The following is a 23,620-nucleotide window of genomic DNA, read 5'->3' on the forward strand; positions in this document are numbered from 1 at the left end:
CCGGCATGCACGACGAAGACCTGATCCCCTTCTGGGACGAGGACGGCCAGCCCGTGGCGGCCTCGCCCGCCGGCGGCCGGTCGGCCGGGCCGCGCGGCGCGCCGCCGCCCGCGGCGACGCCGCGCTACGCCAGCGCCCTGGACGCCCTGCGCGAGGTCTTCGGCTACGACGCCTTCCGCGGCGAGCAGCAGGCCGTCATCGAGCACATCATCGGCGGCGGCGACGCGCTGGTGCTGATGCCCACGGGCGGCGGCAAGTCCCTGTGCTACCAGATCCCGGCCCTGGTGCGCCCGGGCACGGGCGTGGTCATCTCGCCCCTGATCGCCCTGATGCAGGACCAGGTCGACGCCCTGCTCGAACTGGGCGTGCGCGCCGCCTTCCTGAATTCGTCGCAGACGCCCGGCCAGGCGCGCGAGGTCGAGCGCGCCTTCGTGCGCGGCGAGCTGGACCTGCTGTACGTGGCCCCGGAACGCCTGCTGACCCCGCGCTGCCTGGATCTGCTCGACGGCGGGCGCATCGCCCTGTTCGCCATCGACGAGGCCCACTGCGTGTCGCAGTGGGGCCACGACTTCCGCCCGGAATACCAGGAACTGAAGCTGCTGGCCGAGCGCTGGCCCGGCGTGCCGCGCGTCGCCCTGACCGCCACCGCCACCGCCGCCACGCGCGCCGACATCGTCGCCTGCCTGTCGCTGGACGAGGCCCCGCAGTTCGTCGCCAGCTTCGACCGGCCCAACATCCGCTACAGCATCGTCGAAAAGCACGAAGTCCGGCGCCAGCTGCTGGACTTCATCCGCGCCGAGCACGCCGGGGAATGCGGCATCGTCTACGCCCTGTCGCGTTCGCGCGTCGAGCAGACGGCGGAATTCCTGTCGCGCAACGGCATCGCCGCCCTGCCCTACCACGCCGGCCTGGACGCGCGGACCCGCGCCGAGCACCAGGCCCGGTTCCTGCGCGAGGACGGCATCGTCATGGTCGCCACCATCGCCTTCGGCATGGGGGTCAACAAGCCCGACGTGCGCTTCGTCGCCCACATCGACCTGCCCAAGTCCATCGAGGGCTACTACCAGGAGACCGGGCGCGCCGGGCGCGACGGCCTGCCCGCCGACGCCTGGCTGGCCTACGGCCTGCAAGACGTGGTGCAGCAGCGGCGCATGATCGACGACTCCGACGGCGACGCCCTGCACCAGCGCCGCCAGATGCGCCAGCTCGACGCCATGCTGGCCCTGTGCGAGACCGTCACCTGCCGGCGCCAGGACCTGCTGGCCTATTTCGGCCAGACGATCGAGCCCTGCGGCAACTGCGACACCTGCCTGGAGCCGCCCGCCGCCTGGGACGGCACGGTGGCCGTGCAGAAGCTGCTGTCGGCCGTCTACCGCCTGTGGCGCGAACGCGGCCAGCGCTTCGGCGGCGGCCACCTGATCGACGTCCTGCGCGGCCAGATGACCGACCGGATCAAGCAGCACGGACACGACACGCTGAGCGTCTTCGGCGTGGGCGCGGACCTGACGGCGGACGCCTGGCGCGGCATCCTGCGCCAGGCCCTGGCCCTGGGCCTGCTGACGGTGGACCTGGAAGGCTACGGCACCCTGGCGCTGACCGAAGCCAGCCGCGCCGTGCTGAAGGGCGAGCGCACCCTGATGCTGCGCCCCGTGGCGGTCAAGCGCGCCAAGCCCGGCCGCCAGCGCACCACCACGGCCGCGCAGCTGGACGCCCTGCCGCCCGACGCCCTGGCGCGCTTCGAGCACCTGCGCGCCTGGCGCGCGCGCACGGCGCGCGAACACAACGTGCCGGCCTACGTGATCTTCCACGACGCCACGCTGCGCGAGATCGCCCTGCGCAATCCCGCCAGCCTGGACGACCTGGCCGGAGTCAGCGGCGTGGGCGCGCGCAAGCTGGAGACCTACGGCCCCGACGTGGTCGCCTGCGTGGGGCAGATCCGCGACTAGGCCGCGTCCGGACCGCTGGCCGGCGGCCCCGTCCGCCCGGCGCCAGGACCGGCCGCGGCGCCTTCCCGATTCCCCGACGACCCAGGACGTTCCCCATCGACACCGCCCCCGCTCCCTCGGCCTCCCGCACCCAGGCCTCCATCACCTGGCTGCTGTGCGCCTGCTGCTTCGCCAGCATCGCCTCGATGCGGGTCTGCGATACGCTGCTGCCCGCCATCGGCGCGGAGTTCGCCGCCAGCACCGGCGAGGCCGCCCGGACCGTGTTCGCCTTCGCGGTCGCCTACGGCGTGTTCCAGCTGTGCTTCGGCCCCCTGGGCGACCGCTACGGCAAGCTGCGCATCATCGCCCTGTGCGCCCTGGCCTGCGTCGCCGGCAACGGCCTCGCCTTCCTCGCCGCCGGCCTGGACTGGCTGGTGGCGGCCCGCGTGCTGTCGGGAGCCTGCGCCGCCGGCATCTTCCCGCTGGCGATGGCGTGGATCGGCGACAACGTGCCCTACGAAGGGCGCCAGACCGCCCTGGCACGCCTCGTGAGCGCCGGGGTGACCGGCATGCTGGCCGGGCAATGGCTCAGCGGCCTGATCGCCCAGTGGTCCGACTGGCGCTACACCTTCCTCGTGCTGGCGGCCCTGTTCCTGTGGGCCGGCGGCCTGCTGCTGAAGGCCGCCGTGGCCGCCTCCTGGCGCCGCCCGGCCGCCGCGCGCCCGGCCCGTGAGGCGCTGGGGGAAATCCTGGCCTCGCCCGCGGCGCGCTCGATCCTGACGGTGACCACGATCGAGGGCGCCCTGGCCTTCGGCGCCATCGCCTTCATCCCCAGCCTGCTGCAGCGCCACCATGGCATCTCCCTGTCGATGGCGGGCGGCATCGCCGCCTGCTACGGCATCGGCGGCTTCGTCTACACGCGCCTGGCCGCGCGCCTGCTGGGCCGCCTCGGCGAACCCGGCCTGGCGCGCCTGGGCGGACTGCTGCTGTGCGCGGGCTTCGTGTCCTTCGCCTACGCGCCCCACCCGGCCCTGACGCCCCTGGCCTGCGCGCTGGCCGGCTTCGGCTTCTACTGCCTGCACAACACCCTGCAGACCCAGGCGACGCAGATGGCGCCCGCCGCGCGCGGCATGGCCATGTCGCTGTTCGCCTGCGTGCTGTTCCTGGGCCAGTCGGCGGGCGTCATGGCCGCCGCCTGGCTGGCCGACCACGGCCGCGACACCTGGATCTTCGCCGCGGCGGGCGTCGGACTGATGAGCCTGTCCCAGGTCGTGGCGCGGCGCACGCGGGCGCGGCAGCGGGCGGGCTGAGGCCGTCCGGGCGCCGTCCGGCGCAGCGGCGCGTGGCCACGCGGCCGCGCGAGAAAGAAGGCGTAGCGCAATTGTCCCGACGAGGGGTGACTCGATGCACGACGCGCCCCTATGATCGACGCTGCGGTTCCTTTCCGTCCCCTGTCTCGTTGATACCAATTTGGTATCGGAGTAAGATCGCTTATGCGGATCATCGCGGTGTCTGCACTACGAACGTTCTGGACATCCCATCCGGACGCCGAAACACCCCTGCGGTCGTGGCACGCCCTGGCGAGCCGCGCACGCTGGCAGGCTCCGGCAGACGTCAAAGCCGCCTACCGGAACGCCAGCTTCACCCGGAACAATCGCGTGGTGTTCAACATCAAGGGCAACGATTACCGCCTGGTGGCCGCAATGCGCTACGACAAAGGGCTGATGTACATCCGGTTCATCGGCACGCATCGCCAGTACGACCGCATCGACGTCGAAACGATCTGAACGAGGACACGATGGAACTCAAGCTGATCCGCACCCAGGAAGACTACCGGGCGGCGCTGGCCGGGATCGATCGCCTGTGGGACGCGCCGGCCGGGTCGCCCGCCTCGGACCTGCTGGACGTGCTGGCCTTGCTGGTCGAGCAATACGAGCGCCGGTACGCCCCGATCGACGACCCCGATCCCATCGACTTCCTCGTGCATGTGATGGAATCGCGCAACCTGACGCGTAAGGATCTGGAGCCCTACCTCGGGCCGCGTGGCCGGGTGTCCGACATCCTGAACCGCACCCGTCCCCTGACGCTGGCCATGATCCGCAAACTGTCGGAGAGCCTGAAACTGCCCGCCGAGGTGCTGATCCGCCCCTATCGCCTGCGCCAGCCCGATAAAACAGCGGCCACGCTCTGACCGCCCCCCCTGAAACATGAACACGCCTGCTACTGAGATCGATCCCAACCGAGGCATCATTGCCGTCAAGAACAAGACCAAAATATTAGAAGATAAACAGTGTCCTGGATATACGATACCCCTGATGTCAGAAAGCCAAGGAGCCACCATGATCTTGCATCAGGAACGATATCTCGACTACATCCAGAAAAAAGGCGTGGGCAAAAATGACCGCGTTGCGTCTTCCCCCAAATCCTACCTGTCCTATTTGAGAAGTGTGGCTCAGTTGCTGGGTAGGGATATCACCCCGGACCTCTTGCGAACTGCCCAGGATATTGAAAGAGTGGCGCTTGCGCTGGAAGGACAGCGAAAACCAAGGACGGTCAGAAACTACAAATCGGCCATGCGACAATATGCCGCAATGACTCAAGAATCAGGTCTGTAGCACCTAAAACAGTTCCGACCCGCCCCCGGCCGTGGGCGCTTTCAGGCCCAGGTGCTGCCAGCAGCGGCGCGTGGCCATGCGGCCGCGCGGGGTGCGCTGCAGGTAGCCGTGCTGGATCAGGTAGGGCTCGATGACGTCCTCGATGGTGTCGCGCTCCTCGCCGATGGCGGCGGCCAGGCTGTCCACCCCGACGGGGCCGCCGTCGAACTTGTGCACGATGGCTTCGAGCAGCTTGCGGTCCATCAGGTCCAGGCCCTCGGGATCGACTTCCAGCATGGCCAGCGCCGCCTGGGCGGTGGCGGTGTCGATGCGCCCGCCCGCGCGCACGTCGGCGTAGTCGCGCACCCGGCGCAGCAGGCGGTTGGCGATGCGCGGCGTGCCGCGCGAGCGGCGCGCGATCTCGGCGGCGCCGTCTTCGGTGGCGTCCGCGCCCAGCAGGCCGGCGCTGCGCCGCACGATGTGGGCCAGCTCGTCGGCGGAATAGAATTCCAGCCGCGAGACGATGCCGAAGCGGTCGCGCAGCGGATTGGTCAGCATGCCGGCGCGCGTGGTGGCCCCCACCAGGGTGAAGGGCTGCAGGTCGATCTTGACGCTGCGGGCGGCGGGGCCTTCGCCGATCAGGATGTCGATCTGGAAGTCCTCCAGCGCGGGATAGAGGATTTCCTCGACCACCGGGGACAGGCGGTGGATCTCGTCGATGAAGAGGACGTCGTTGCGTTCGAGATTGGTCAGCATGGCGGCGAGATCGCCCGGGCGCTCCAGCACCGGGCCGGAGGTCTGGCGCAGCTGCACGCCCATTTCATGGGCCACGATGTGCGCCAGGGTCGTCTTGCCCAGGCCGGGCGGGCCGAACAGCAGCACGTGGTCGAGCGATTCGCCGCGCTGGCGGGCCGCGGCGATGAAGATGTCCAGCTGCTCGCGCACGCGCCGCTGGCCGACGTAGTCCCCCAGGGACTTGGGCCGCAGGGCGCGCTCGACGGAGTCTTCGGCGCGCGAGGCCACGTCCGGCGTCACCAGACGGGGTTCGGGCGGGCGGGCCGACAGGGAATCTGCTTGGATGACCATGAAAAGGCTGTGTTGATATCCAGTATCGGGATTATGCCATCACCGCGGCGAGGCCGGCCGCGAAGAAGCTCCGGCCCGAGGTCAGCGGCGCTCCCGGCGCGGCGGCAGCACGAAGTCGGCTTCCGCGTCCAGCGTGCGCTTCAGCTCCGAATAGCGCTCCAGCAGGTCGGACTTGTAGACCACGCCCAGCAGCCGCGCGGGCCGGTCGCGGCTGACCACCGGCAGCCGCTCGCCCTGGAAGGCGCTGAACTGGGTCTGGGCCTCGTCCAGGCTCAGGTCGGGATACAGGGGCTTGACGAAGTCCAGGCGCAGCACCTCGCCGCAGGTCTTGGACTGCACGTCGATCTCGCCCAGCATCATGCGGGTCAGGTCCTGCTGGGCGATCACGCCCTGCCAGGCGCCCTCGGCGTCGGTCACGTACAGGTATTTCACCGGATAGTCCAGGAACATCTCCTGGGCGCGCCGCACCGGAGCGTCGGTGCGGATCACGGTCTCGGCCGGGCGCATCAGGCTGTCGAGCCGGGCATGGCGCAGCTGCCGGCGCAGCGCCTGGTTGTCCTCGTGGCGCAGGGTGACCTGGTACATCACCACCTGGGCCAGGCCGCGCGACACGAAATACGCCGCCACGCAGGCCAGCACCAGCGGCAGCACCATCTGGTAGCTGAGCGTCATCTCGAAGATCATCAGGATCGCCATGAAGGGCGCGCTGGTGGCCGCCGCCAGGAAGGCCCCCATGCCCACCAGGGTCAGGACCGCGCCGTGGCCCGCCAGCACCGGCCACGCCTCTCCCAGCCCCTGGGCGAACAGCGTGCCCAGGGCCGCGCCGACGAACAGCGTCGGGGTGAACACCCCGCCCACCGCCCCCGAGCCCGCCGTGAGCGCCGTCGCCAGCACCTTGCACAGCAGGATCCACAGCACGGCCTGCCAGGCCTGCGGCTGGTGCAGCAGGGACACCACCACGCTGTAGCCGTTGCCCGCCACCTGCGGCATGCCGACCAGCACGCCCCCCAGCAGCAACCCGCCCAGGGCGAGGCTCAGGGGCAGCGGCAGGCCGGCGCGGCCGAACAAGGACTTCATCCCGTGGATGGAGCGCAGGAACTGCGGCGCCCCCACCCCGGCGAGGACGCCCAGCGCCAGGCTGGGCAGCAGCAGCTCCGCCGGGACGGCCTCCAGGCCGGGCATGGCGTACAGCGCCGCGTAGTGGCCGCTCAGCCGCATGACCAGGTTCGACACGGCGGCCGCGATCAGCAGCGGGCCGAAATTCTGGAAGGACATGGAGCCCAGGATGATCTCGCCCACGAACACGGCGCCGGCGATGGGCGCCCCGTAGGCGGCGGACACCCCGGCCGCCGCGCCGCAGGCCACCAGCAGGCGCAGGTGCGCCGTGTCGGCGCGCAGCAGCCGCCCCAGCACCGAGGCCCACAGGGCGGCCAGGTGCACCATGGCGCCCTCGCGGCCGATCGAGCCGCCCGTGGCGACCGTGCACAGCGAGGACAGGGAGCGCAGCAGGCCCTGGCGCACGGACATCCGCCCGTCGCCGATGGCCACCGCCTCCATGTAGTCGGAATGCGCGTCGCGCGACGCGCGCCGGGCCGCCACCAGCAGACCCCCGGCGCACAGCCCCCCCGCGGCGGGCGCCAGCAGCCGCAGCCACCAGGGCAGTTCGCGCATCACCTGGGTGATGGCGCCGGAATGTCCGGCGAACAGCCACTGGACCGCGTGGATGCCGGCATGGAAGGCGATCGTCACGAAAGCGCCGCCGACGCCGGCCAGGGCCGCCCAGCACAGCATGGCGGCCGCGCCGTCGGCCCGCAGGTGCAGGTCCGGCCCTTTCATGATGCCTCCTTGACGCTGCGCGTCGTCCCCCCGAGGGGAAGTTCGCGCTTGGAGCGGCCCGGCGCGCTCAAGGCCTGAAATCCGGCGGGCTGGGCGGGCGCGAACGGCCCAGCATGCGCCAGTACACCCAGAGATTGAAGATCAGCGCCACCGGCAGCGCGACCACGACGGCCGACAGGGCCAGGCGCAGGGTCGCCACCGGCGCGGCGGCGTCCCACAGCGTGACCTCGTCCAGCACCAGGTAGGGGAAGAAGCTGTAGGCCAGGCCGCCCAGCACGACCAGCACGATCACCAGCACCAGGGCATAGGGCAGGGCCGAGGCGCGGTAGCTGTGGCTGATCATGCGCTGCAGCGTCATCTCCGTCAGGACGAAGCACACCAGCAGAGTGCCCCAGACCAGACCGACCGCCAGCCAGTGCGTGCCGTCGCCCCATTTCAGGAACACGCCGGCATTGGAGAAGTCCAGCACCACCGACACGCCCACGGCACCCACGGCGCCCCAGCGCAGCGTGCGGCGCGCCCAGCCCACGGCGCGCACGCGCAGTTCGCCCGCCTCGCGCATCATCAGCCAGCAGGCGCCCAGCAGGCTGTAGACCGCCACGGCGCAGCCGCCCATCAGGACCGCGAAGCCGGCGTTGCCCCCGCCCGGCTGGTAGCCCGCCGCCACCCGCGCCAGAATGTAGCCATGGGAGAAGGCGACCAGCACGGCGCCCGCGCCGAAGCCGAACTGCCAGCGCCCCTGGTGCTCGGGCGGGGCGCGCAGGCGCCATTCAAAGCACACCGAGCGCAGCATCGTGCCCAGGCCCAGCAGCGACAGCGGCAGGTACAGGCGCCCCAGGGTCTGCGGCCAGGCGTAGGGAAACGCCGCCGCGAACAGGCCGATGCCCAGGAACACCCAGAACTCGTTGGCGTCGCGCCAGGGGCCGAGCAGCGACAGCATGCGCGGGCGCAGGGCGGGCGGCGCCACCAGGGACACGCAGCCCACCCCGATGTCGAAGCCGTCCAGCAGCACGCCCGCCACGACGATGGCGAAGAACACGACCATCAGCGCCAGAGGGATCCAGAAAGCCGGATCCTGCGCGCCCAGGCCCAGCAGGGCCGCCAGCGAATCGATCATGCGCGCCCCCGGTGACGGGCCACCGGCACCACGCCGTAGCGGGTGGCGTGGCGCAGCAGCTGGCGAAAGCCCGCGGCGAGGGCGCCGTAGACCACGATCTGCAGGCACAGCACGGCCCACAGGGTGCTCTCGCCCGCGTCCGTGCCGATCTCGCGCAGCGCCACCGTGCCCTGGACGGCATAGGGCAGGCTGCCGATCAGCAGATGTCCCCAGCCCGCCGCCTGCAGCGCCACGGCCAGCCAGATCATGGACCGCAGGCCCAGGCGGCCCGCGCGCGAGAGGTTGTCGGGCTCATGGCCCAGGCGGCGGCCGCGCCAGAGCGCCCAGACCGCCATCGCGGCCAGCACGCCGGTCAGCAGCACGGCCAGCCGCGCCGACAGGTAGGTGGCGAGCAGGGGCGGCCGGATGCCCGCCAGGTCGTCCAGCCCCCGCAGCGGGCCGCCGGCCGGCAGCCGCACCCACTCCGGCCAGCCGGCGGGCCCTTCCAGGCGCCAGGCGTCGCGCCCCGCGGAGGCGTCCGGCCAGGCCGCCAGCGAGAGGCGCTCCGGCGGACCGCTGGCCCATTGCGGCACCACGGCCGCCACGCGCGCCGGCTGCAGCGGCAGCAGCTCGCGTCCCAGGGCCGCCGCCAGCAGCGCCTGCAGCACCAGCGCCAGCAGCACCAGCCGCAGGCCGCAGACATAGACGCCGCGGTCCCCCGCATCGCTGGGACGGACCTCGGTGCGCCAGGCGGTCACGGCCAGCATCAGGGTGGCGGCCAGCAGCAGGCCGCCGGCCAGCAGCACGCCGAACAGCACGGGCGCGATGCCGCCCAGCAGTTCCAGCCAGTCCGCCACCTGGTAGCGGCCCTCGAACAGGACCGCGCCCGCCGGCCACTGCAGCCAGGCCAGCAGCGCGGCGATCCACCAGGCCGTCAGGGAGGTGCCCACCGCCACCATGCCCACCACCAGCGTGTGGGCACGGTCGGACAGGGAGCGCTGGCCATACAGCATGGCCCCGAGGAAGCAGGACTTGAAGATGAAGGCCGTCAGCACCGCCATGCCGACCAGCGGGCCCGCGACCTCGCCGGCGCGGGCCATGAAGTCCGGCCACAGCGTGCCCAGCTGCAGCAGCAGCGGCAGGCTGGCGGCGAAACCGAGGATCAGGGACAGGGCGAAGACACGCACCCAGAAGCGATAGGCGAGCAGCGCCGCCTGGCTGGCGCGGGCGCGCAGCCGGAAGCCGAACAAAACCCAGGCCAGGCCCAGTTCCAGCGCCAGGAAGAACAGCATGAAGCCCAGGCTCAGGTAAAACTGGGACAGCGACAGAACCCATGCGGTTTGCGTCATAATGTGCGCTAGTTTATATGAACCCCCTCCGAGCCTGTATGCCTTTCGCGCCCCGCCGGCCGGCCGCGCGCGGACATGGCAAAATGCCCGATTCATCCTTCCGCCCCTTTCCGCCCCAGAGGCCAGTCCATCCCCGCACCATGACCACCGATTCCGCGCCTGCCTCGAATTTCCTGCGCACCCTCATCGACAACGACCTGAAATCCGGTCGCTACCAGGACAGGCAGTGGGCGCCCCCGCCCAGTCCGGCCGAAGTCCGCCGCGCCGGCGCGCCCGACCCTGCCCGCATCCGCACCCGCTTCCCGCCCGAGCCCAACGGCTACCTGCACATCGGCCACGCCAAGAGCATCTGCCTGAACTTCGGCCTGGCGCGCGACTACCAGGGCATCTGCCACCTGCGCTTCGACGACACCAACCCCGAAAAGGAAGAAGACGAATACGTCCACGCCATCATCGACATGGTGCGCTGGCTGGGCTTCGACTGGACGCACGACGGCGTGGAGCATTGCTACTACGCCAGCGACTACTTCGAGACCCTGTACCGCTACGCCGAGGCCCTGGTGCGGGCCGGCCACGCCTACGTGGACGAGCAGTCGGCCGACGAGATGCGCGCCACCCGCGGCACGCTGACCGAGCCGGGCACGAACTCGCCCTGGCGCGACCGCCCCGCCGACGAATCCCTGGCGCTGCTGCGCGACATGCGCGCCGGCAAGTTCCCGGACGGCCGCATGGCCCTGCGCGCGCGCATCGACATGGCCTCGCCCAACATCAACCTGCGCGACCCGGTGCTCTACCGCATCCGCCACGCGACCCACCACCGCACCGGCGACGCCTGGTGCATCTACCCCATGTACGCCTGGGCGCATCCGGTCGAGGACGCCCTGGAAGGCATCACGCACAGCATCTGCACGCTCGAATTCGAGGACCAGCGCCCCTTCTACGACTGGATCCTGGAACGCCTGGCCGAACTGGGCGAACTGGCGCCGCCGCTGCCGCGCCAGCACGAATTCGCGCGCCTGAACCTCAGCTACGTCGTCACCAGCAAGCGCAAGCTGCGCCAGCTGGTCCTGGAACACCACGTCGACGGCTGGGACGACCCCCGCCTGCCGACCCTGGCCGGCCTGCGCCGCCGCGGCTACACGCCCGGGTCCATCCGCCTGTTCTGCGAGCGGCTGGGGGTGTCCAAGGCCGATTCGCGCATCGACTACGGCATCCTGGAACAGGCCCTGCGCGACGACCTGGACCCCGTGGCGGCCCGCGCCGTGGCCGTGCTCGACCCGCTCAAGCTCGTCATCACGAACTTCCCCGAAGGCCTGGAGGAGCCCTGCTCCGCCCCGCTCAACCCGCACGAGCCGGACGGCGCCCGGCGCAGCTTCCCCCTCACGCGCGAACTCTGGATCGAGCGCGACGACTTCCGCGAGGACCCGCCGAAGAAATATTTCCGCCTGTTCCCGGGCAATCTGGTGCGGCTCAAGTACGGCTACGTCGTGCGCTGCACCGGCTGCGTCAAGGACGACCGCGGCGAGATCGTCGAGGTGCACGCCGAATACCTGCCGGACACGCGCAGCGGCACGCCGGGCGCGGACGCCGTCAAGGTCAAGGGCACCGTCACCTGGGTCAGCGCGGCCCATGCCGTGCCCGCCGAGATCCGCCTGTACGACCGGCTGTTCACCGAGCCGCACCCCGACAGCGGCGACCGCGATTTCCTGCAGGCGCTCAATCCCGACTCCCGCCGGGTGGTGAACGCCTGGCTGGAACCCGGCACACGGGCCGAGCCCGGCGCCGTCTGGCAGTTCGAGCGCCTGGGCTATTTCGTCGCCGACCGCGAGGACTCCACGCCCGAACGCCCGGTGATCAACCGCGCCGTCACCCTGCGCGACACCTGGGCCTAGCGCCCGCCCATCCGCAGGAAGCCGCGAAGCCATGCCCAAGAACGCCGCCGCCCTGGATTTCAAGAGCGCATCCCTGCACGTCCTGCGGGCCGTGCTGCATACCTCCGACACCGCCGAACTGACGCGGGCGCTGGACGAGCGCATGCGGGAAGCCGGGGCCTTCTACGAAAACGAACCCGTGGTGCTCGACGCCCAGGGGCTGGACCGGGCGCCCGACTGGCGGGCGCTGGCCGACGCGCTGCGCGGCCACCGGCTGCATCCCATCGGCGTGCGGGCGCCGCAGGCCCTGCTGGCCTCGGCCCATCAGGCCGGCCTGGCGCCGCTGGACATCTCCACCGGCCGGCACGCCGAAGGCCGCGCCGCGGCGCGGGCCCAGCCGGCCCCCTCGGTCCAGCCGGCCCAGGACGCACAGGCGCCGCGCGCGCCGGAAGCCCCGGACACGTCCGCGCCGCCCGCGGCACCGGCCAGCCGCGCCCGGTCCGCGGCGCAGGCCGGCCCGGCGCCCGACACCGCCGAAGCCGCCCCGCCCGACGCCGGCGCGCCCGCCGAGACCCTGGTGATCCGCCACCCGCTGCGCTCGGGCCAGCGCATCTACGCGCGCGGCGGCGACCTGATCGTCATGGGCATGGTCAGCCAGGGCGCCGAAGTCATCGCCGACGGCCACATCCACGTCTACGGCCCGCTGCGCGGCAAGGCCATGGCCGGCGCGCGCGGCAATGCGCGCGCCATGATCCTGACCACCCAGCTCGACCCCGAACTGCTGGCCATCGCCGGGGTCTACCGGGTGGTCGAGACCCGCCTGCCCGACACATTGCTCAACCGCCCCGCCCAGGTCGAGCTGGACGGCGACACGCTGCGCATCCGGACGCTGCAGGGCGGCCACTGAGCGCCCTGCGCTCTCCGGGCGGCCGCCCCGGCGGCCCCTGTCCCGAGGGCCGGACTCCCGGGCCGGGCGCACGGTCACATCCGGACACGCCCGGCCGCCGGCCAGCCGGCCCGCCCGGGACTTTTTGCTTTACGATGTCATGAATTTTTCAAACAGGGGAATACAGTCACCATGGCGCGCATCGTTGTAGTCACCTCCGGCAAGGGGGGAGTGGGCAAGACCACTACCAGTGCGAGCTTTTCGGCCGGCCTGGCCATGCACGGCCACAAGACGGTCGTGATCGACTTCGACGTCGGCCTGCGCAACCTGGACCTGATCATGGGCTGCGAACGCCGCGTGGTCTACGATTTCGTCAACGTCATCCAGGGCGAAGCCACCCTGAACCAGGCGCTGATCCGCGACAAGCAGCTGGAAAACCTCTACATCCTGCCGGCCTCGCAGACGCGCGACAAGGACGCCCTGACGCGCGAGGGCGTGGAAAAGGTCCTGACCGACCTGGCCGCCATGGACTTTGAATACATCGTCTGCGACTCCCCCGCCGGCATCGAGACCGGCGCGGTGATGGCGTCCTATTTCGCCGACGACGCGCTGGTGGTCACCAATCCGGAAGTCTCCTCGGTGCGCGACTCCGACCGCATCCTGGGCATCCTGTCGGCCAAGTCGCGCCGCGCCGAAAAGGGCGAGGAGCCGATCAAGGAACACCTGCTGCTGACCCGCTACAACCCCAAGCGCGTGGCCGACGGCGAAATGCTCTCGCTGGGCGACATCGAGGACATCCTGCGCATCCGCCTGATCGGCGTGATCCCGGAATCGGAAACCGTGCTGCAGGCCTCCAACCAGGGCATCCCCGCCATCCACATCCGCGATTCCGACGTCTCCCAGGCCTACCAGGACGTGGTGGCCCGCTACCTGGGCCAGGAAAAACCCCTGCGCTTCGTGGACTACGAGAAACCCGGCCTGTTCAAGCGCCTGTTCGGGGGTAAATAAGCATGTCGTTCCTGGATTTCCTGCGCGGACAGAAAAAGACCTCGGCCAGCATCGCCAAGGACCGCCTGCAGCTCATTCTGATCAACGAACGCGGCAGCGGCCGCAACGCGCCCGACTTCCTGCCGCAGATGCAGAAGGAACTGATCGCGGTGATCTCGAAATACGTGCAGATCAATCCCGAGGACATCAAGGTCAACCTGGACCGCCAGGACTCGCTGGAAGTCCTGGAAGTCAAGATCGAGATGCCGCAGGCGGAAACGCGCAACTGACGCCGCTTGCAAGCGGCTCGGATTCGACAGGCACACGAGGGTCCGCAGGGACCCTCGTGTGTCCAGTCAAATCCAACTCAGCGTCGCCCAGACCACCAGCGGGATCGTCGCCACCGACAGCACGTTGCCCAGCAGCACCACGCTGGCCACGGTCCTGGGTTCCACGCGGTACTGCTCGCACAGCAGGTAGTTCAGCACCGCCGGCGGCAGCATCACCGACAGCGCCACCATGCGCGACCATTCCGGCGTCAGGGGCAGCAGCCACAGCACGATGGGCAGCGTCAGCACGCCCGCCAGCAGGTACAGGACGTTGATGCGCAGCGCCAGGCCCAGCTGCTCGACCCGGTCCTGCGACAGGCGCACGCCCAGGCCGAACAGCATCAGCGGGATGGCGATCTGCCCGGTCAGCTCCAGCGTAGTCGTCACGAAGGGCGGGATCCATTCGCGGTGCGGCGCCAGGGCCACGCCCAGCAGGGCCGCCCAGATGTTCGGATTGCGCAGCCACATCCAGCGGCTGCCGCCGCGCGACAGCAGGAACAGCCCCAGGGAGAAATGCAGCAGGTTCGACAGCACGAACAGCACGACGATGTCGCCCAGCAGGTCCTTGCCGTAGGCCAGCATCATCAGCGGAATGCCGATGTTGCCCGTGTTGCGGAACATCCCCGGCACCAGGAAGGCCGGGCGCGACACCCCCGGCCGCCGCACCAGGGCCAGCAGCAGGCCCGGCACGACGATGATCAGCACCCCGGCCGCCATCAGCGGCCAGCCGCGCGCCAGGTCGACCGGATTGTCCAGCAGCGCGGAGAACACCAGCGCCGGGCAGAACACCATCACGTTGGCGTGGTTGATGAACCCCATGTCCGGCGTGCGCGCCTGGCGGCGGCCGAAAGCGAAACCCAGGGCCGCCACGGCGAAGACGGGCAGGACGATGTTCAGCAGGGTGAGGATCATGGAGCGGGGGGATGACGACGGGCAGCCCAGAGTGTACAGCGCCGCACCCATGCGAACGGGGCAGGCACTTCGCTCGAAGGCCCGCCCCGCTCGTCGTGCCGGGCCCTCCGGGGCGCGCCGCGCGCATCCCGGAAGGCCGCCGCCGTGCTCAGTACCCCAGCGCGAAGTCCTCGGCCGGCAGGTCCATCAGCACGTCCGGACCGGCCTTGATGGCTTCCACGTGCGCACGGGTGCGCGGCAGGATGCGAGCGAAGTAGAAGCGCGCGGTGTGCAGCTTGGCCTGGTAGAAGGCCTTGTCGCCCTCGCCCGCCGCCAGCTTCTCGGCCGCGACGCGCGCCATGTCGGCCCAGAAATAGGCCAGCGTCACGTAGCCCGAATACATCAGGTAGTCCACCGACGCGGCGCCCACGGCCTCGCGGTTGGTCATGGCCTTCATGCCGATCTTCAGGGTCAGGTCGCCCCATTCCTTGTTCAGCTCGGCCAGCGGCTTCACCAGTTCGGAGATCGCGCGGTTGCCACTGTTGGCCTTGCAGAACTTGTGCACGATCTTGGTGAAGAGGCGCAGCGGCTCGCCCTGGGTCATCAGCACCTTGCGGCCCAGCAGGTCCAGCGCCTGGACGCCGGTGGTGCCTTCGTACAGCATGGAGATGCGGCTGTCGCGCACGTTCTGCTCCATGCCGTGCTCGGAGATGTAGCCATGGCCGCCGAAGACCTGGACGCCCAGGTTGGCCGCCTCGAAGCCGGTCTCGGTCATGAAGGCCTTGGCGATCGGGGTCAGGAAGCCCAGCAGCTTGTCGGCCTGTTCGCGCGCGCCCGCGTCCTGGCTGTGCTGCATGATGTCCACCTGCTGCGCGGCGTAGTACAGCAGCGCGCGGTTGCCCTCGGCGAACGCCTTGATCGTCAGCAGCATGCGGCGCACGTCGGGGTGCACGATGATCGGGTCGGCCGGCTGGTCGGGGAATTTCGGGCCGCTCAGGGCGCGCATCTGCAGGCGCTCGCGGGCGTAGGTCGTGGCGCCCTGGAGGGCGACCTCGGCGTGCGCCAGGCCCTGGATGGCGGTGCCCAGGCGGGCCGTGTTCATGAAGGTGAACATGCAGTTCAGGCCCTTGTTGGCCGGCCCGATCAGGAAGCCGGTGGCGCCGTCGAAGTTCATCACGCAGGTGGCGTTGCCGTGGATGCCCATCTTGTGCTCGATCGAGCCGCAGGACACGCCGTTGCGCGCGCCCAGGCCGCCCTGGCCGTCGGGCAGGAACTTGGGCACGATGAACAGGGAAATCCCCTTGGTGCCGGCGGGCGCGTCGGGCAGGCGGGCCAGGACGATGTGGACGATGTTTTCCGCCATGTCGTGCTCGCCGGCGGAGATGAAGATCTTGGTGCCGGTGACCTTGTAGCTGCCGTCGGCCTGCGGCTCGGCCTTGGTGCGCAGCATGCCCAGGTCGGTGCCGCAGTGGGGCTCGGTCAGGCACATGGTGCCGGTCCATTGGCCCGAGACCAGCGGCTCCAGGTAGGTGGTCTGCTGCTCCGGCGTGCCGTGCGCCTGCAGGGTGTTCATGGCGCCGTGCGACAGGCCGGGATACATGCCCCAGGCCCAGTTGGCCTCGCCCATCAGCTCGCTGATGGCCATGCCGAGGGACTCGGGCAGGCCCTGGCCGCCGTGGGCGGCGTCGTGCGACAGCGCCGGCCAGCCGCCTTCGACGTACTGGGCATAGGCTTCCTTGAAGCCCGCCGGGGTCTTGACGCCTTCGGGGGACCAGGTGCAGCCTTCGCGGTCGCCCACCGCGTTCAGCGGCGCGAGGACCTGTTCGCAGAACTTGGCGCCCTCTTCCAGGATGGCGCCGACCATGTCGGGGGTGGCCTCCTCGCAGCCCGGCAGGGACTGGTAGTGGGCGGGGTAGTTCAGGACCTCGTCGCGCACGAAACGGATGTCGCGCAGGGGGGCTTTGTAGTCGGGCATCTCCGGTCTCCAGGGGGGATTGTCGAGGGCGATCGCGGCGGCCCCGAGCGGGAGCCGGACCGCACGCCGGTCGGCTCCTCGGGTTTTTCGAGCCGCTGAATCGAAATTCAAACGATCGTTTGAATTTAAGAGAAAAGCCCGTTTGAAGTCAAGCGCCCGGAGGGCCTTGCATGATCGAGCAGGGTGAGGGGTTATCCCCTGGGCCCTCTCGCACCACCGTACATGGGATTCCGCATACCGGCGAGCCCGAAGCGGCGGCGATCGGCTTCCACCTCGGTCAGCGGCTGGCATGGCTTCAAGGTCGTCAGGCTGCGCACCGCCAGATCCTGGTAGCAGCGGGTACCGCGGCTCTTCCACGCGATCTCCTGCTCGGTCAGCTCGCGCACGATCCTGGCCGGCATGCCCGCGACCAGCACGCGGGGCGGAACGCTCATGCCGGTTTTCACCAGGGCACCGGCGGCGACGAAGGCGGACTCGCCGATCGCGGCGTCATCCAGGATCACCGCGCCCATCCCCACCAGGGCGTTGCGGCCGACGCGGCAGCCATGGAGCACCGCGCCATGGCCGATATGGCCGTCGACCTCGACCACCGTGTCGGTGCCGGGGAAACCGTGCATCACGCAGGTATCCTGGACGTTGCAACCCTCTTCCAGGATGATGCGGCCGAAGTCGCCGCGCAGGCCGGCGAGCGGCGCGATGTAGCAGCGCGGACCGACGATGACGTCACCGATCAGCACCGCATCCGGGTGCACGAAGGCGGTGGGATGGACGACCGGCCTCAGGCCGTCGATTTCGTAACAGGGCATGCTGGCCTCTCGGCTTGGCGCCCGCGCCGGGGCCGCGGCGCGGCGCCCGGAGGGTGCTTCAATTGTCTTGAGGCTAATCCTCGTGGCGGCGCGAGGCATCGTCCGTTCGGTTTAACGTCGAGGGCCGCGCCGCTTCATTCCCACCGCCGCCAGCAGGGCCAGGCCGAAGGTCAGTGCAAGCAGCATGAACGCCTGCGAACAGGCCTTGCCGATGCCCCCCGGCAGCGCGCCATAGAGACCGACCCACCATTCGACGAGCACAGCGACGATCGCCACGCCGAGCGCGCCGCCAAGCTGCCGGGTGTAATTGCTCACCATCGACGCCTGGCCGAGCTGGCGCGGCTGCATCGGACCCAGCATGGCCACGGTAAGCGCGGGGATGACGAGGCCGAGACCGATCCGGCCGACGATGGTGAAGACAACCACCTCGCCATAGCCGATGGCACCGCCACGCGCGGCGAACATGACGAAGGAGGCGCCGAACAGGCCGAGCCCGGCGACTGTGATCCAGCGCGGGGAGCAGCGGTCGGTGAGCACGCCGGCGAGCGGAATCACCACCGCCAGGGCGATGCCCGAGGGCAGCAGGGCGAGGCCGGCGAGGCTGGCGTCGTAGCCGAGCGCACTTTGCAGGAAAACCGGGATGAGGTAGGTCGAGGCGTACAGGCCGACGCCGTAGACCAGCGAGACCAGCGCGCCCATGGCGAAGCTGCGCTCGCGGAAGAGATCGAGCGCGACGATGGGCGCCGCCGCCGTCCTCGCGTGGCGGACGAACAGCACGCAGCACAACGCCACCACGCCGATGCGGGCGAGGGTGTGCAGTGCGAGCGGGCCATGCTGGCGCAGGCTGGCGATAAGCTCGATGCCGATCAGCGTGCCCGCGCACAGCACGCCGACACCGTACCAGTCGAAGGGGCGGCGGGCGGTATCGTCCGCGCGCGGCAGAAGGTAGAGCCCGAGCGCGCCCGCCACCGCGCAGAATGGCAGGTTGATGAGAAAGACCGCCTGCCAGCCGAAGTGGTCGAGCAGCACGCCAGCGGCCGCCGGCGCCGCTGCCGGCGCGAGCACGATGCCGAAGCTCAGCACACCCGTTGCGCGCCCCTGGATGCTGGGGGGAAACAGCCGCATCACCACCAGCATCGCCAAGGGCTGGAGCAGCCCGGCGGCGATCCCCTGGACGATGCGTACCGCGACCACCAGGCCGAAATGCGTCGCCGCCGCGCCGGCGAGGCTGGCCGCCGCCAACAGCAGATTGGAGCCGAGGAAGATCCGCCGGAAACCGTAGCGGTCGAGCAGCCAGGGGGTGGGCAGCATGGCGAGCGTGAGCGCGGCCAGGAATCCGGTCACCACCCACTGCACCCGATCCTGACCGAGCCCGAAGGCCGCGCTCAGCGCCGGCACCGCCACGTTGAATGAGGTGGACGCCAGCACTCCGGCGATCATGCCCATCCCGACCACCAGCAGAGCGAGCCACTTGAAGCGCTCGCCGTGGCGCTCGAGAAGGATTTCGCGCGGCAGCGCCGCGGGCAGGATGCGGATGCGCTGCCGGATCATCGGCGCATTGGCGTCGTCCCGGGCGTAGACGCGACCATATCCGCGACCCACCATGGCACGCACCTCGGACATCCATTCCTGTTCAGCCAAGTTCGTCTCCCGCGTGTGAGTGAAGCGCCGCGCACGTGCCCGGCCCCGGTTTGCGCCTCGTACCGGCGGACGCGCCGCCGGTACTGTCGCAAGCAGTCTAAAAGCAGGAATGAGAGCCCCACGTCGTCCGAATGGACGATGGGATTTCCCCCAACCAATGTCAGCCTGGGTCCGATAGGACAACGTGCGCAGCACGCCACCATTTTCTGATGGAGGATCAGCATGAAGGTATTAGTCGTGGGCGGTACGGGCCTGCTGGGCGGGCACGCCGCCATTCATCTGCGCGAACACGGATTCGAGGTCAGCCTCGCCTCGCGCTCGGCACCGCAGGCGCCGATCCTCAGGGAGTTTCCCTTCTTCACGCTTGACTACATCCGGGACGGGCCCGACGTGGCGATGCTGGAGGGCTTCGATGCCCTGCTCTTCTGCGCGGGTCACGATATCCGCCACATCGACCGCGACAGCCCCGCGGATAATCAGTGGCACCAGAACAACACCGTGGCGATCCCGCGCTTCTTCGCCGCGGCGCGCGATGCCGGCATCCGCCGCGCGGTGATGCTGGGCAGCTTCTATCCGCAGGCGGCGCCGGCGCTGATCGACACCAACCCCTACGTGCTTTCCCGCCATCTCTCGGACGAGGGCGTGCGCGCGCTCAGCTCGCCCACCTTCGAGGTCATGTCGGTGAACGCGCCTTTCATGATCGGCCATGTTCCCGGGCTGCCGAACGCGATGTTCGAGGCCTACACCCGCTACGCCCAGGGCCGCATGCCCGGGGTGCCGGTGTTCGGCCCCAAGGGCGGCACCCACTTCATGTCCACCCGCTCGCTCTCCGAGGCTCTGCACCAAGCCCTGATCAACGGCGTGCCAGGCAAGGCGTATCTGGTCGGGGACGAGAACATCCGCTTTGCCGACCTCTTCGGCCTGTTCTTCGAGGCCGTGGGCAACCCGCAAGAGGTGCCGGAGCTCGACCAGGAGCATCCCCTGCTGCCGGACTCGGCCCTCTTCACCGGCCGCGGCAACTACCTATGCTACGAGGCGGACGACTCGCTCGGCTACCGCCGCAATGACGTGCGCGCGGCGGTGGTCGAACTGGTGCAGCACTATCTGTAGTTGCGCCCGCAGCGCGGCGAGGCGCGACCTCGTCGCGCTTCAGCCTGCCATGCGTGCCGCTTCCTCGCGGGTGTAGTTGCTGCCCCCCAAGGGGGCGCTCTTTGCCTTGGGACGGCCCGGCGGATCGAGTAGGGTGAGGGGTTACCCCCTCAGCCCTCTCACACCACCGTACATGCGGTTCCGCATACGGCGGTTCAGTGGATACGCTGGAGGCGGACCACCGTCTCATGGATCGAGACCAGTCCGAGCCGCTGGAACCAGGCATTCGGGAACGCCTGTTGCATATGCGAAGCACCCGCATTCCACCAAGGTCCGCGACCATTCACGCTCGAACGCCATGCCCGCTCCGGGTCCAGCCCTTGGGCAAGCAGATGACGCTCACACGTCCTGGGCCGCTTCCATTGCCGCCATAGCAGGCAGCGCAGCCGACGACGCAGCCAGCCATCCAGATTCCTCATCCGCTTATGCTGGACGCTCAGGCTGAAGTAATTCGCCCAGCCCCGCAGCAGCGGATTCAGCCTTTGGATGGTGTGCGCCAGGGACTGACCGCGCCCCTGACGCATCAGTTCGCGCACCCGCTGCATCAATCGCTCAATGCTCTGGGGCGCGATCCCGATATGCGCCTCTTCCAGCCGCGTGGCGATCCGGTAACCCAGGAACTTGCGGGTCCCCGGTTTCGCCACCTTGCTCTTGGCTTCGTTCACAACCAGCCTCAAGGCCTTCTCGAGATAGGCCCTGGTGCTCGCCATGACGCGCTCTCCCGCCCGCTGACTGCTTACATAAATATTGCAATCGTCGGCATACCGGCAGAACGCCAGCCCTCGGGCCTCCAGGTGACGGTCCAGGTCAGTGAGCAGGATGTTCGACAGCAACGGCGACAGCGGTCCGCCTTGCGGCGTACCCTCCGTTCGTGCCCTAACCAGGCCATCGGCCATCACCCCCGCCTCCAGGAAGCGGCGGATCAGCTTCAGTACCCGTAGATCCTGCACCTGTCTGGCCACCCGTGCCATCAGCACATCATGATTGACCCGATCGAAGAACTTCTCCAGATCAAGGTCCACCACCCAATGCCGACCGCCCTGGACATAGGCATGCGCCTGACGCACTGCGTCATGCGCGCCTCGCCCAGGGCGGAACCCGAAGCTGCTCGCCGAGAACATCGGCTCAAAGATCGGCTGTAAGACTTGATGCAATGCCTGCTGGATCAACCGGTCCATCACCGTCGGAACGCCCAGTGTGCGTACCCCACCATCCGGCTTGGGGATGTCCACTCGACGCACCGCTTGCGGCAGGTATCGGCCTTCCAGCAGTGCTTTGCGCACATGCGGCCAGTGCGCCTTGAGCCACGTGCCCAGGGCTTCGATGGACATGCCGTCTACGCCGGCGGCTCCTCGATTCCTGAGCACCCGGCGGTAGGCCTGGCGCATGTTCTCGCGATCCACGACACGCTCCATGAGCGCGTCGTCCTCCGATTTCGTTCGCCCGGATGTCGCCGTGCGTGTCTCAGCCCCCCAAGCGCCCTCGGACGGCTTCCGGCCGCCTACCTCGCCCAAGGCCCCGTCTCCGGGGCTTCTGCCTCAACAACTCGCATCGAGATCATCCGTCCTACTCTCGGTATCCTCTGTTCGGGCCTTCGCTGTCGATTTCGGCCTCCCCGGCCCAGCCTCCAGCTACTATGCCCTCTGCTGACTTCTGAGCGCGCATCCCGACGCCTCGCGGCGCCGGTAGCCAGTCCCCCGGCACACAATCAGATCTCCCCGGGTATTGCGCACCCACTTTCACGCTTATGCCTGTCGGATCTACGTTGCATCGTTCCGGACAAGTATCGGGCTTCGACGATTTCGGCCGTCTGACCCCAATGCAACGCCTCATCCGCTTCCTGTACGTCAGGCCAGCGCTTTGCCATCCGGCTTCCTTCAGACTCGCAGTCACCCGCGAAACCCTTGCCATCGGCTAACTCTTCCCCTTGTCGGGCGAGTACGGGACTTCCACCCGCTAGTGGGTGCGCCCTGCCGGGCGCACCAAAAAAAAAAGCGCCCGCAAGGGGCGCCCATCGTGCAAGGGATGTGATGCGTTCAGCGGTTCTTGCCGACCTGGTCGCCGATGACACCGCCGATGGCCGCGCCACCGACCGTGCCCAGGATCCCGCCGTTCGTGATGACGGCTCCCGCCACGCCGCCCAGGCCGGCGCCCGTGACGGCCGCTTTCTGGCGATGGCTCATGTTGTCCCACGACGAGCAGCCGGCCATGGCCGCCGCCAGCAGCAGAGACGCGCCGATTTTCCCGAATGTCCCGATCGTCATGATGGTTCTCCTTCTCGTGTACCGCGTGATGATCCATGCCTCGGCCTCCCCCGGCAAGCTCCGGGGGACCCCGCTTCGGCGTCCTGACTCCTTTATAAGCGCCAGGCACCGAAAAAGGTGTGAGTCATGATATCGATCCTTGTAATTTGTAACAACGGCGCCGCGCGGGAGGGCGTCTCACTTCACCAGCGCCAGCACGTCCCGGAAGGCCGGATGCGCCGGCGTTTCGAGCCATTCGTAGATCGCCATTTCGGACGTCACGGTCTCCAGCCCGTGATGGCGCCAGCGTTCGCAGGCGGCCGCCCAGTCCGACTCGCGCCGGGACCCGGCGCCATCGGCCACCAGCACGGGCTGGAAGCCGGCCTGGGCCAGGCCCAGGCCGGTCTGTAACACACAGATGTGGGCTTCGGTGCCCGTCAGCAACACCCGCGTGCGGCCCGCGGGCCAGTCCGCCAGGAAGCCGGCCTCGCGGCAGGCGTCGAAATGGGTCTTGGTCACGACCCGGTCGACGTTCGCCAGCAGCTCGGGGTGGGTGGGGCCGATCTTGCCGGGCCAGTGCTCGGTCGCCCAGACCGGCACCGACAGCAGGCGCGCGGCTTGCGCCAGGCGCGCGACCCGGCCGCGCAGGGCGTCGGTGTCGCGGATGGCGGGCAGCAGTTTTTCCTGCATGTCCACGATCAGCAGCGCGCTGGTGCCGGCCGTCAGCAAGGCCTGGTTCACATCCACGTATTTCATGGCGTCCTCCAATTGTGGCATCTCTCCACCTCCCGGCTTGCAGGCCGGTCGGATTCGACAGGCACGGAATGGTCCGCAGGGACCATTCCGTGTCCGGTCTCCCCCACCTCCCGGCTTGCAGGCCGGTCGGATTCGACAGGCACGGAATGGTCCGCAGGGACCATTCCGTGTCCGGTCTCCCCCACCTCCCGGCTTGCAAG

General features: G+C 69.4%; 21 protein-coding genes. 10 read left to right on the forward strand and 11 right to left on the reverse strand.

Translation table 11 applies throughout. The annotated features are described in order from the left end of the window. The first annotated feature begins 5 nt into the window (after window positions 1–5). The 5 genes from recQ (at window position 6) to HNR28_RS06210 (ending at window position 4,540) form a co-directional block, all read left to right on the forward strand. Window positions 6–1,946 (forward strand): DNA helicase RecQ, encoded by a 1,941-nt coding sequence (recQ, locus tag HNR28_RS06190; RefSeq protein WP_084330706.1) that lies wholly within the window; start codon window positions 6–8, stop codon window positions 1,944–1,946. A gap of 152 nt (window positions 1,947–2,098) precedes the next feature. Continuing rightward, a complete protein-coding gene (locus HNR28_RS06195; RefSeq protein WP_280528019.1) occupies window positions 2,099–3,235 on the forward strand; it encodes an MFS transporter in 1,137 nt (378 codons plus the stop codon). 183 nt (window positions 3,236–3,418) lie between these two features. Beyond that, window positions 3,419–3,712 (forward strand): type II toxin-antitoxin system HigB family toxin, encoded by a 294-nt coding sequence (locus HNR28_RS06200; protein ID WP_151025375.1) that lies wholly within the window; start codon window positions 3,419–3,421, stop codon window positions 3,710–3,712. Window positions 3,713–3,723: 11 nt separating this feature from the next. Beyond that, a complete protein-coding gene (locus HNR28_RS06205) occupies window positions 3,724–4,116 on the forward strand; it encodes a helix-turn-helix domain-containing protein (RefSeq protein ID WP_151025374.1) in 393 nt (130 codons plus the stop codon). 16 nt (window positions 4,117–4,132) lie between these two features. Further along, window positions 4,133–4,540 (forward strand): hypothetical protein, encoded by a 408-nt coding sequence (locus HNR28_RS06210; protein ID WP_151025373.1) that lies wholly within the window; start codon window positions 4,133–4,135, stop codon window positions 4,538–4,540. Between the two features lie 3 nt (window positions 4,541–4,543). Here the strand turns inward: HNR28_RS06210 and ruvB are convergent, their stop codons facing one another. From ruvB to HNR28_RS06230, 4 genes are all read right to left on the reverse strand, one after another. Then, a complete protein-coding gene (gene ruvB, locus HNR28_RS06215; RefSeq protein ID WP_151025372.1) occupies window positions 4,544–5,605 on the reverse strand; it encodes a Holliday junction branch migration DNA helicase RuvB in 1,062 nt (353 codons plus the stop codon). Window positions 5,606–5,686: 81 nt separating this feature from the next. Beyond that, window positions 5,687–7,441, reverse strand: a complete 1,755-nt coding sequence (locus tag HNR28_RS06220; protein WP_151025371.1) for a ClcB-like voltage-gated chloride channel protein — start codon at window positions 7,439–7,441, stop codon at window positions 5,687–5,689. A 67-nt stretch (window positions 7,442–7,508) separates the two neighbouring features. Further along, window positions 7,509–8,558, reverse strand: a complete 1,050-nt coding sequence (locus tag HNR28_RS06225) for a cytochrome d ubiquinol oxidase subunit II (RefSeq protein WP_043684052.1) — start codon at window positions 8,556–8,558, stop codon at window positions 7,509–7,511. After that, window positions 8,555–9,886 carry a cytochrome ubiquinol oxidase subunit I gene (locus HNR28_RS06230; protein WP_184142599.1) on the reverse strand — a complete coding sequence of 444 codons (1,332 nt, stop codon included), beginning with the start codon at window positions 9,884–9,886 and terminating at the stop codon, window positions 8,555–8,557. The genes HNR28_RS06225 and HNR28_RS06230 overlap by 4 nt, the downstream gene beginning before the upstream one ends. Window positions 9,887–10,026: 140 nt before the next feature. Between HNR28_RS06230 and HNR28_RS06235 the strand changes: the two genes are divergently transcribed. From HNR28_RS06235 to minE, 4 genes are all read left to right on the forward strand, one after another. Beyond that, on the forward strand, window positions 10,027–11,778 hold the full coding sequence (locus tag HNR28_RS06235) for a glutamine--tRNA ligase/YqeY domain fusion protein (protein ID WP_151025611.1): 1,752 nt from the start codon (window positions 10,027–10,029) through the stop codon (window positions 11,776–11,778). A gap of 31 nt (window positions 11,779–11,809) precedes the next feature. After that, window positions 11,810–12,664: a septum site-determining protein MinC gene (gene minC, locus HNR28_RS06240; RefSeq protein WP_184142602.1), complete on the forward strand. Its 855-nt coding sequence runs from the start codon at window positions 11,810–11,812 to the stop codon at window positions 12,662–12,664. 171 nt (window positions 12,665–12,835) lie between these two features. Continuing rightward, a complete protein-coding gene (gene minD, locus HNR28_RS06245; RefSeq protein ID WP_043684057.1) occupies window positions 12,836–13,651 on the forward strand; it encodes a septum site-determining protein MinD in 816 nt (271 codons plus the stop codon). A 2-nt stretch (window positions 13,652–13,653) separates the two neighbouring features. Further along, window positions 13,654–13,920: a cell division topological specificity factor MinE gene (gene minE / locus HNR28_RS06250; protein ID WP_043684059.1), complete on the forward strand. Its 267-nt coding sequence runs from the start codon at window positions 13,654–13,656 to the stop codon at window positions 13,918–13,920. Window positions 13,921–13,986: 66 nt separating this feature from the next. Here minE and HNR28_RS06255 read toward each other — a convergent pair whose 3' ends face one another. From HNR28_RS06255 to HNR28_RS06270, 4 genes are all read right to left on the reverse strand, one after another. Next, window positions 13,987–14,871, reverse strand: a complete 885-nt coding sequence (locus HNR28_RS06255; RefSeq protein WP_151024868.1) for an AEC family transporter — start codon at window positions 14,869–14,871, stop codon at window positions 13,987–13,989. A 148-nt stretch (window positions 14,872–15,019) separates the two neighbouring features. Next, window positions 15,020–16,825: an acyl-CoA dehydrogenase C-terminal domain-containing protein gene (locus HNR28_RS06260; RefSeq protein WP_151024869.1), complete on the reverse strand. Its 1,806-nt coding sequence runs from the start codon at window positions 16,823–16,825 to the stop codon at window positions 15,020–15,022. Between the two features lie 191 nt (window positions 16,826–17,016). Further along, window positions 17,017–17,631 (reverse strand): phenylacetic acid degradation protein PaaY, encoded by a 615-nt coding sequence (gene paaY / locus HNR28_RS06265; RefSeq protein ID WP_151024870.1) that lies wholly within the window; start codon window positions 17,629–17,631, stop codon window positions 17,017–17,019. Window positions 17,632–17,742: 111 nt separating this feature from the next. Continuing rightward, window positions 17,743–19,272: a DHA2 family efflux MFS transporter permease subunit gene (locus HNR28_RS06270; protein ID WP_211369318.1), complete on the reverse strand. Its 1,530-nt coding sequence runs from the start codon at window positions 19,270–19,272 to the stop codon at window positions 17,743–17,745. 222 nt (window positions 19,273–19,494) lie between these two features. Here HNR28_RS06270 and HNR28_RS06275 point away from each other — a divergent pair, with 222 nt between their 5' ends. Further along, window positions 19,495–20,382: an NAD-dependent epimerase/dehydratase family protein gene (locus tag HNR28_RS06275; RefSeq protein WP_151024871.1), complete on the forward strand. Its 888-nt coding sequence runs from the start codon at window positions 19,495–19,497 to the stop codon at window positions 20,380–20,382. A 194-nt stretch (window positions 20,383–20,576) separates the two neighbouring features. On the opposite strand, the gene ltrA is transcribed toward HNR28_RS06275, so the two are convergent. The 3 genes from ltrA to HNR28_RS06290 all read right to left on the reverse strand — a co-directional run bounded on the left by ltrA (window position 20,577) and on the right by HNR28_RS06290 (window position 23,420). Beyond that, the gene (ltrA, locus tag HNR28_RS06280) at window positions 20,577–21,836 is read right to left on the reverse strand and encodes a group II intron reverse transcriptase/maturase (RefSeq protein ID WP_184142605.1); all 1,260 of its coding nucleotides are present in this window, start codon (window positions 21,834–21,836) and stop codon (window positions 20,577–20,579) included. A gap of 621 nt (window positions 21,837–22,457) precedes the next feature. Next, complete coding sequence (locus tag HNR28_RS06285; RefSeq protein WP_151024873.1) at window positions 22,458–22,685, reverse strand: glycine zipper 2TM domain-containing protein; 228 nt, start codon at window positions 22,683–22,685, stop codon at window positions 22,458–22,460. Between the two features lie 177 nt (window positions 22,686–22,862). Beyond that, complete coding sequence (locus HNR28_RS06290) at window positions 22,863–23,420, reverse strand: isochorismatase family protein (RefSeq protein ID WP_151024874.1); 558 nt, start codon at window positions 23,418–23,420, stop codon at window positions 22,863–22,865. Window positions 23,421–23,620: the final 200 nt, after the last annotated feature.

Origin of the sequence: Castellaniella defragrans (assembly GCF_014203015.1) — a bacterium.
GTDB lineage: Bacteria > Pseudomonadota > Gammaproteobacteria > Burkholderiales > Burkholderiaceae_B > Castellaniella > Castellaniella defragrans.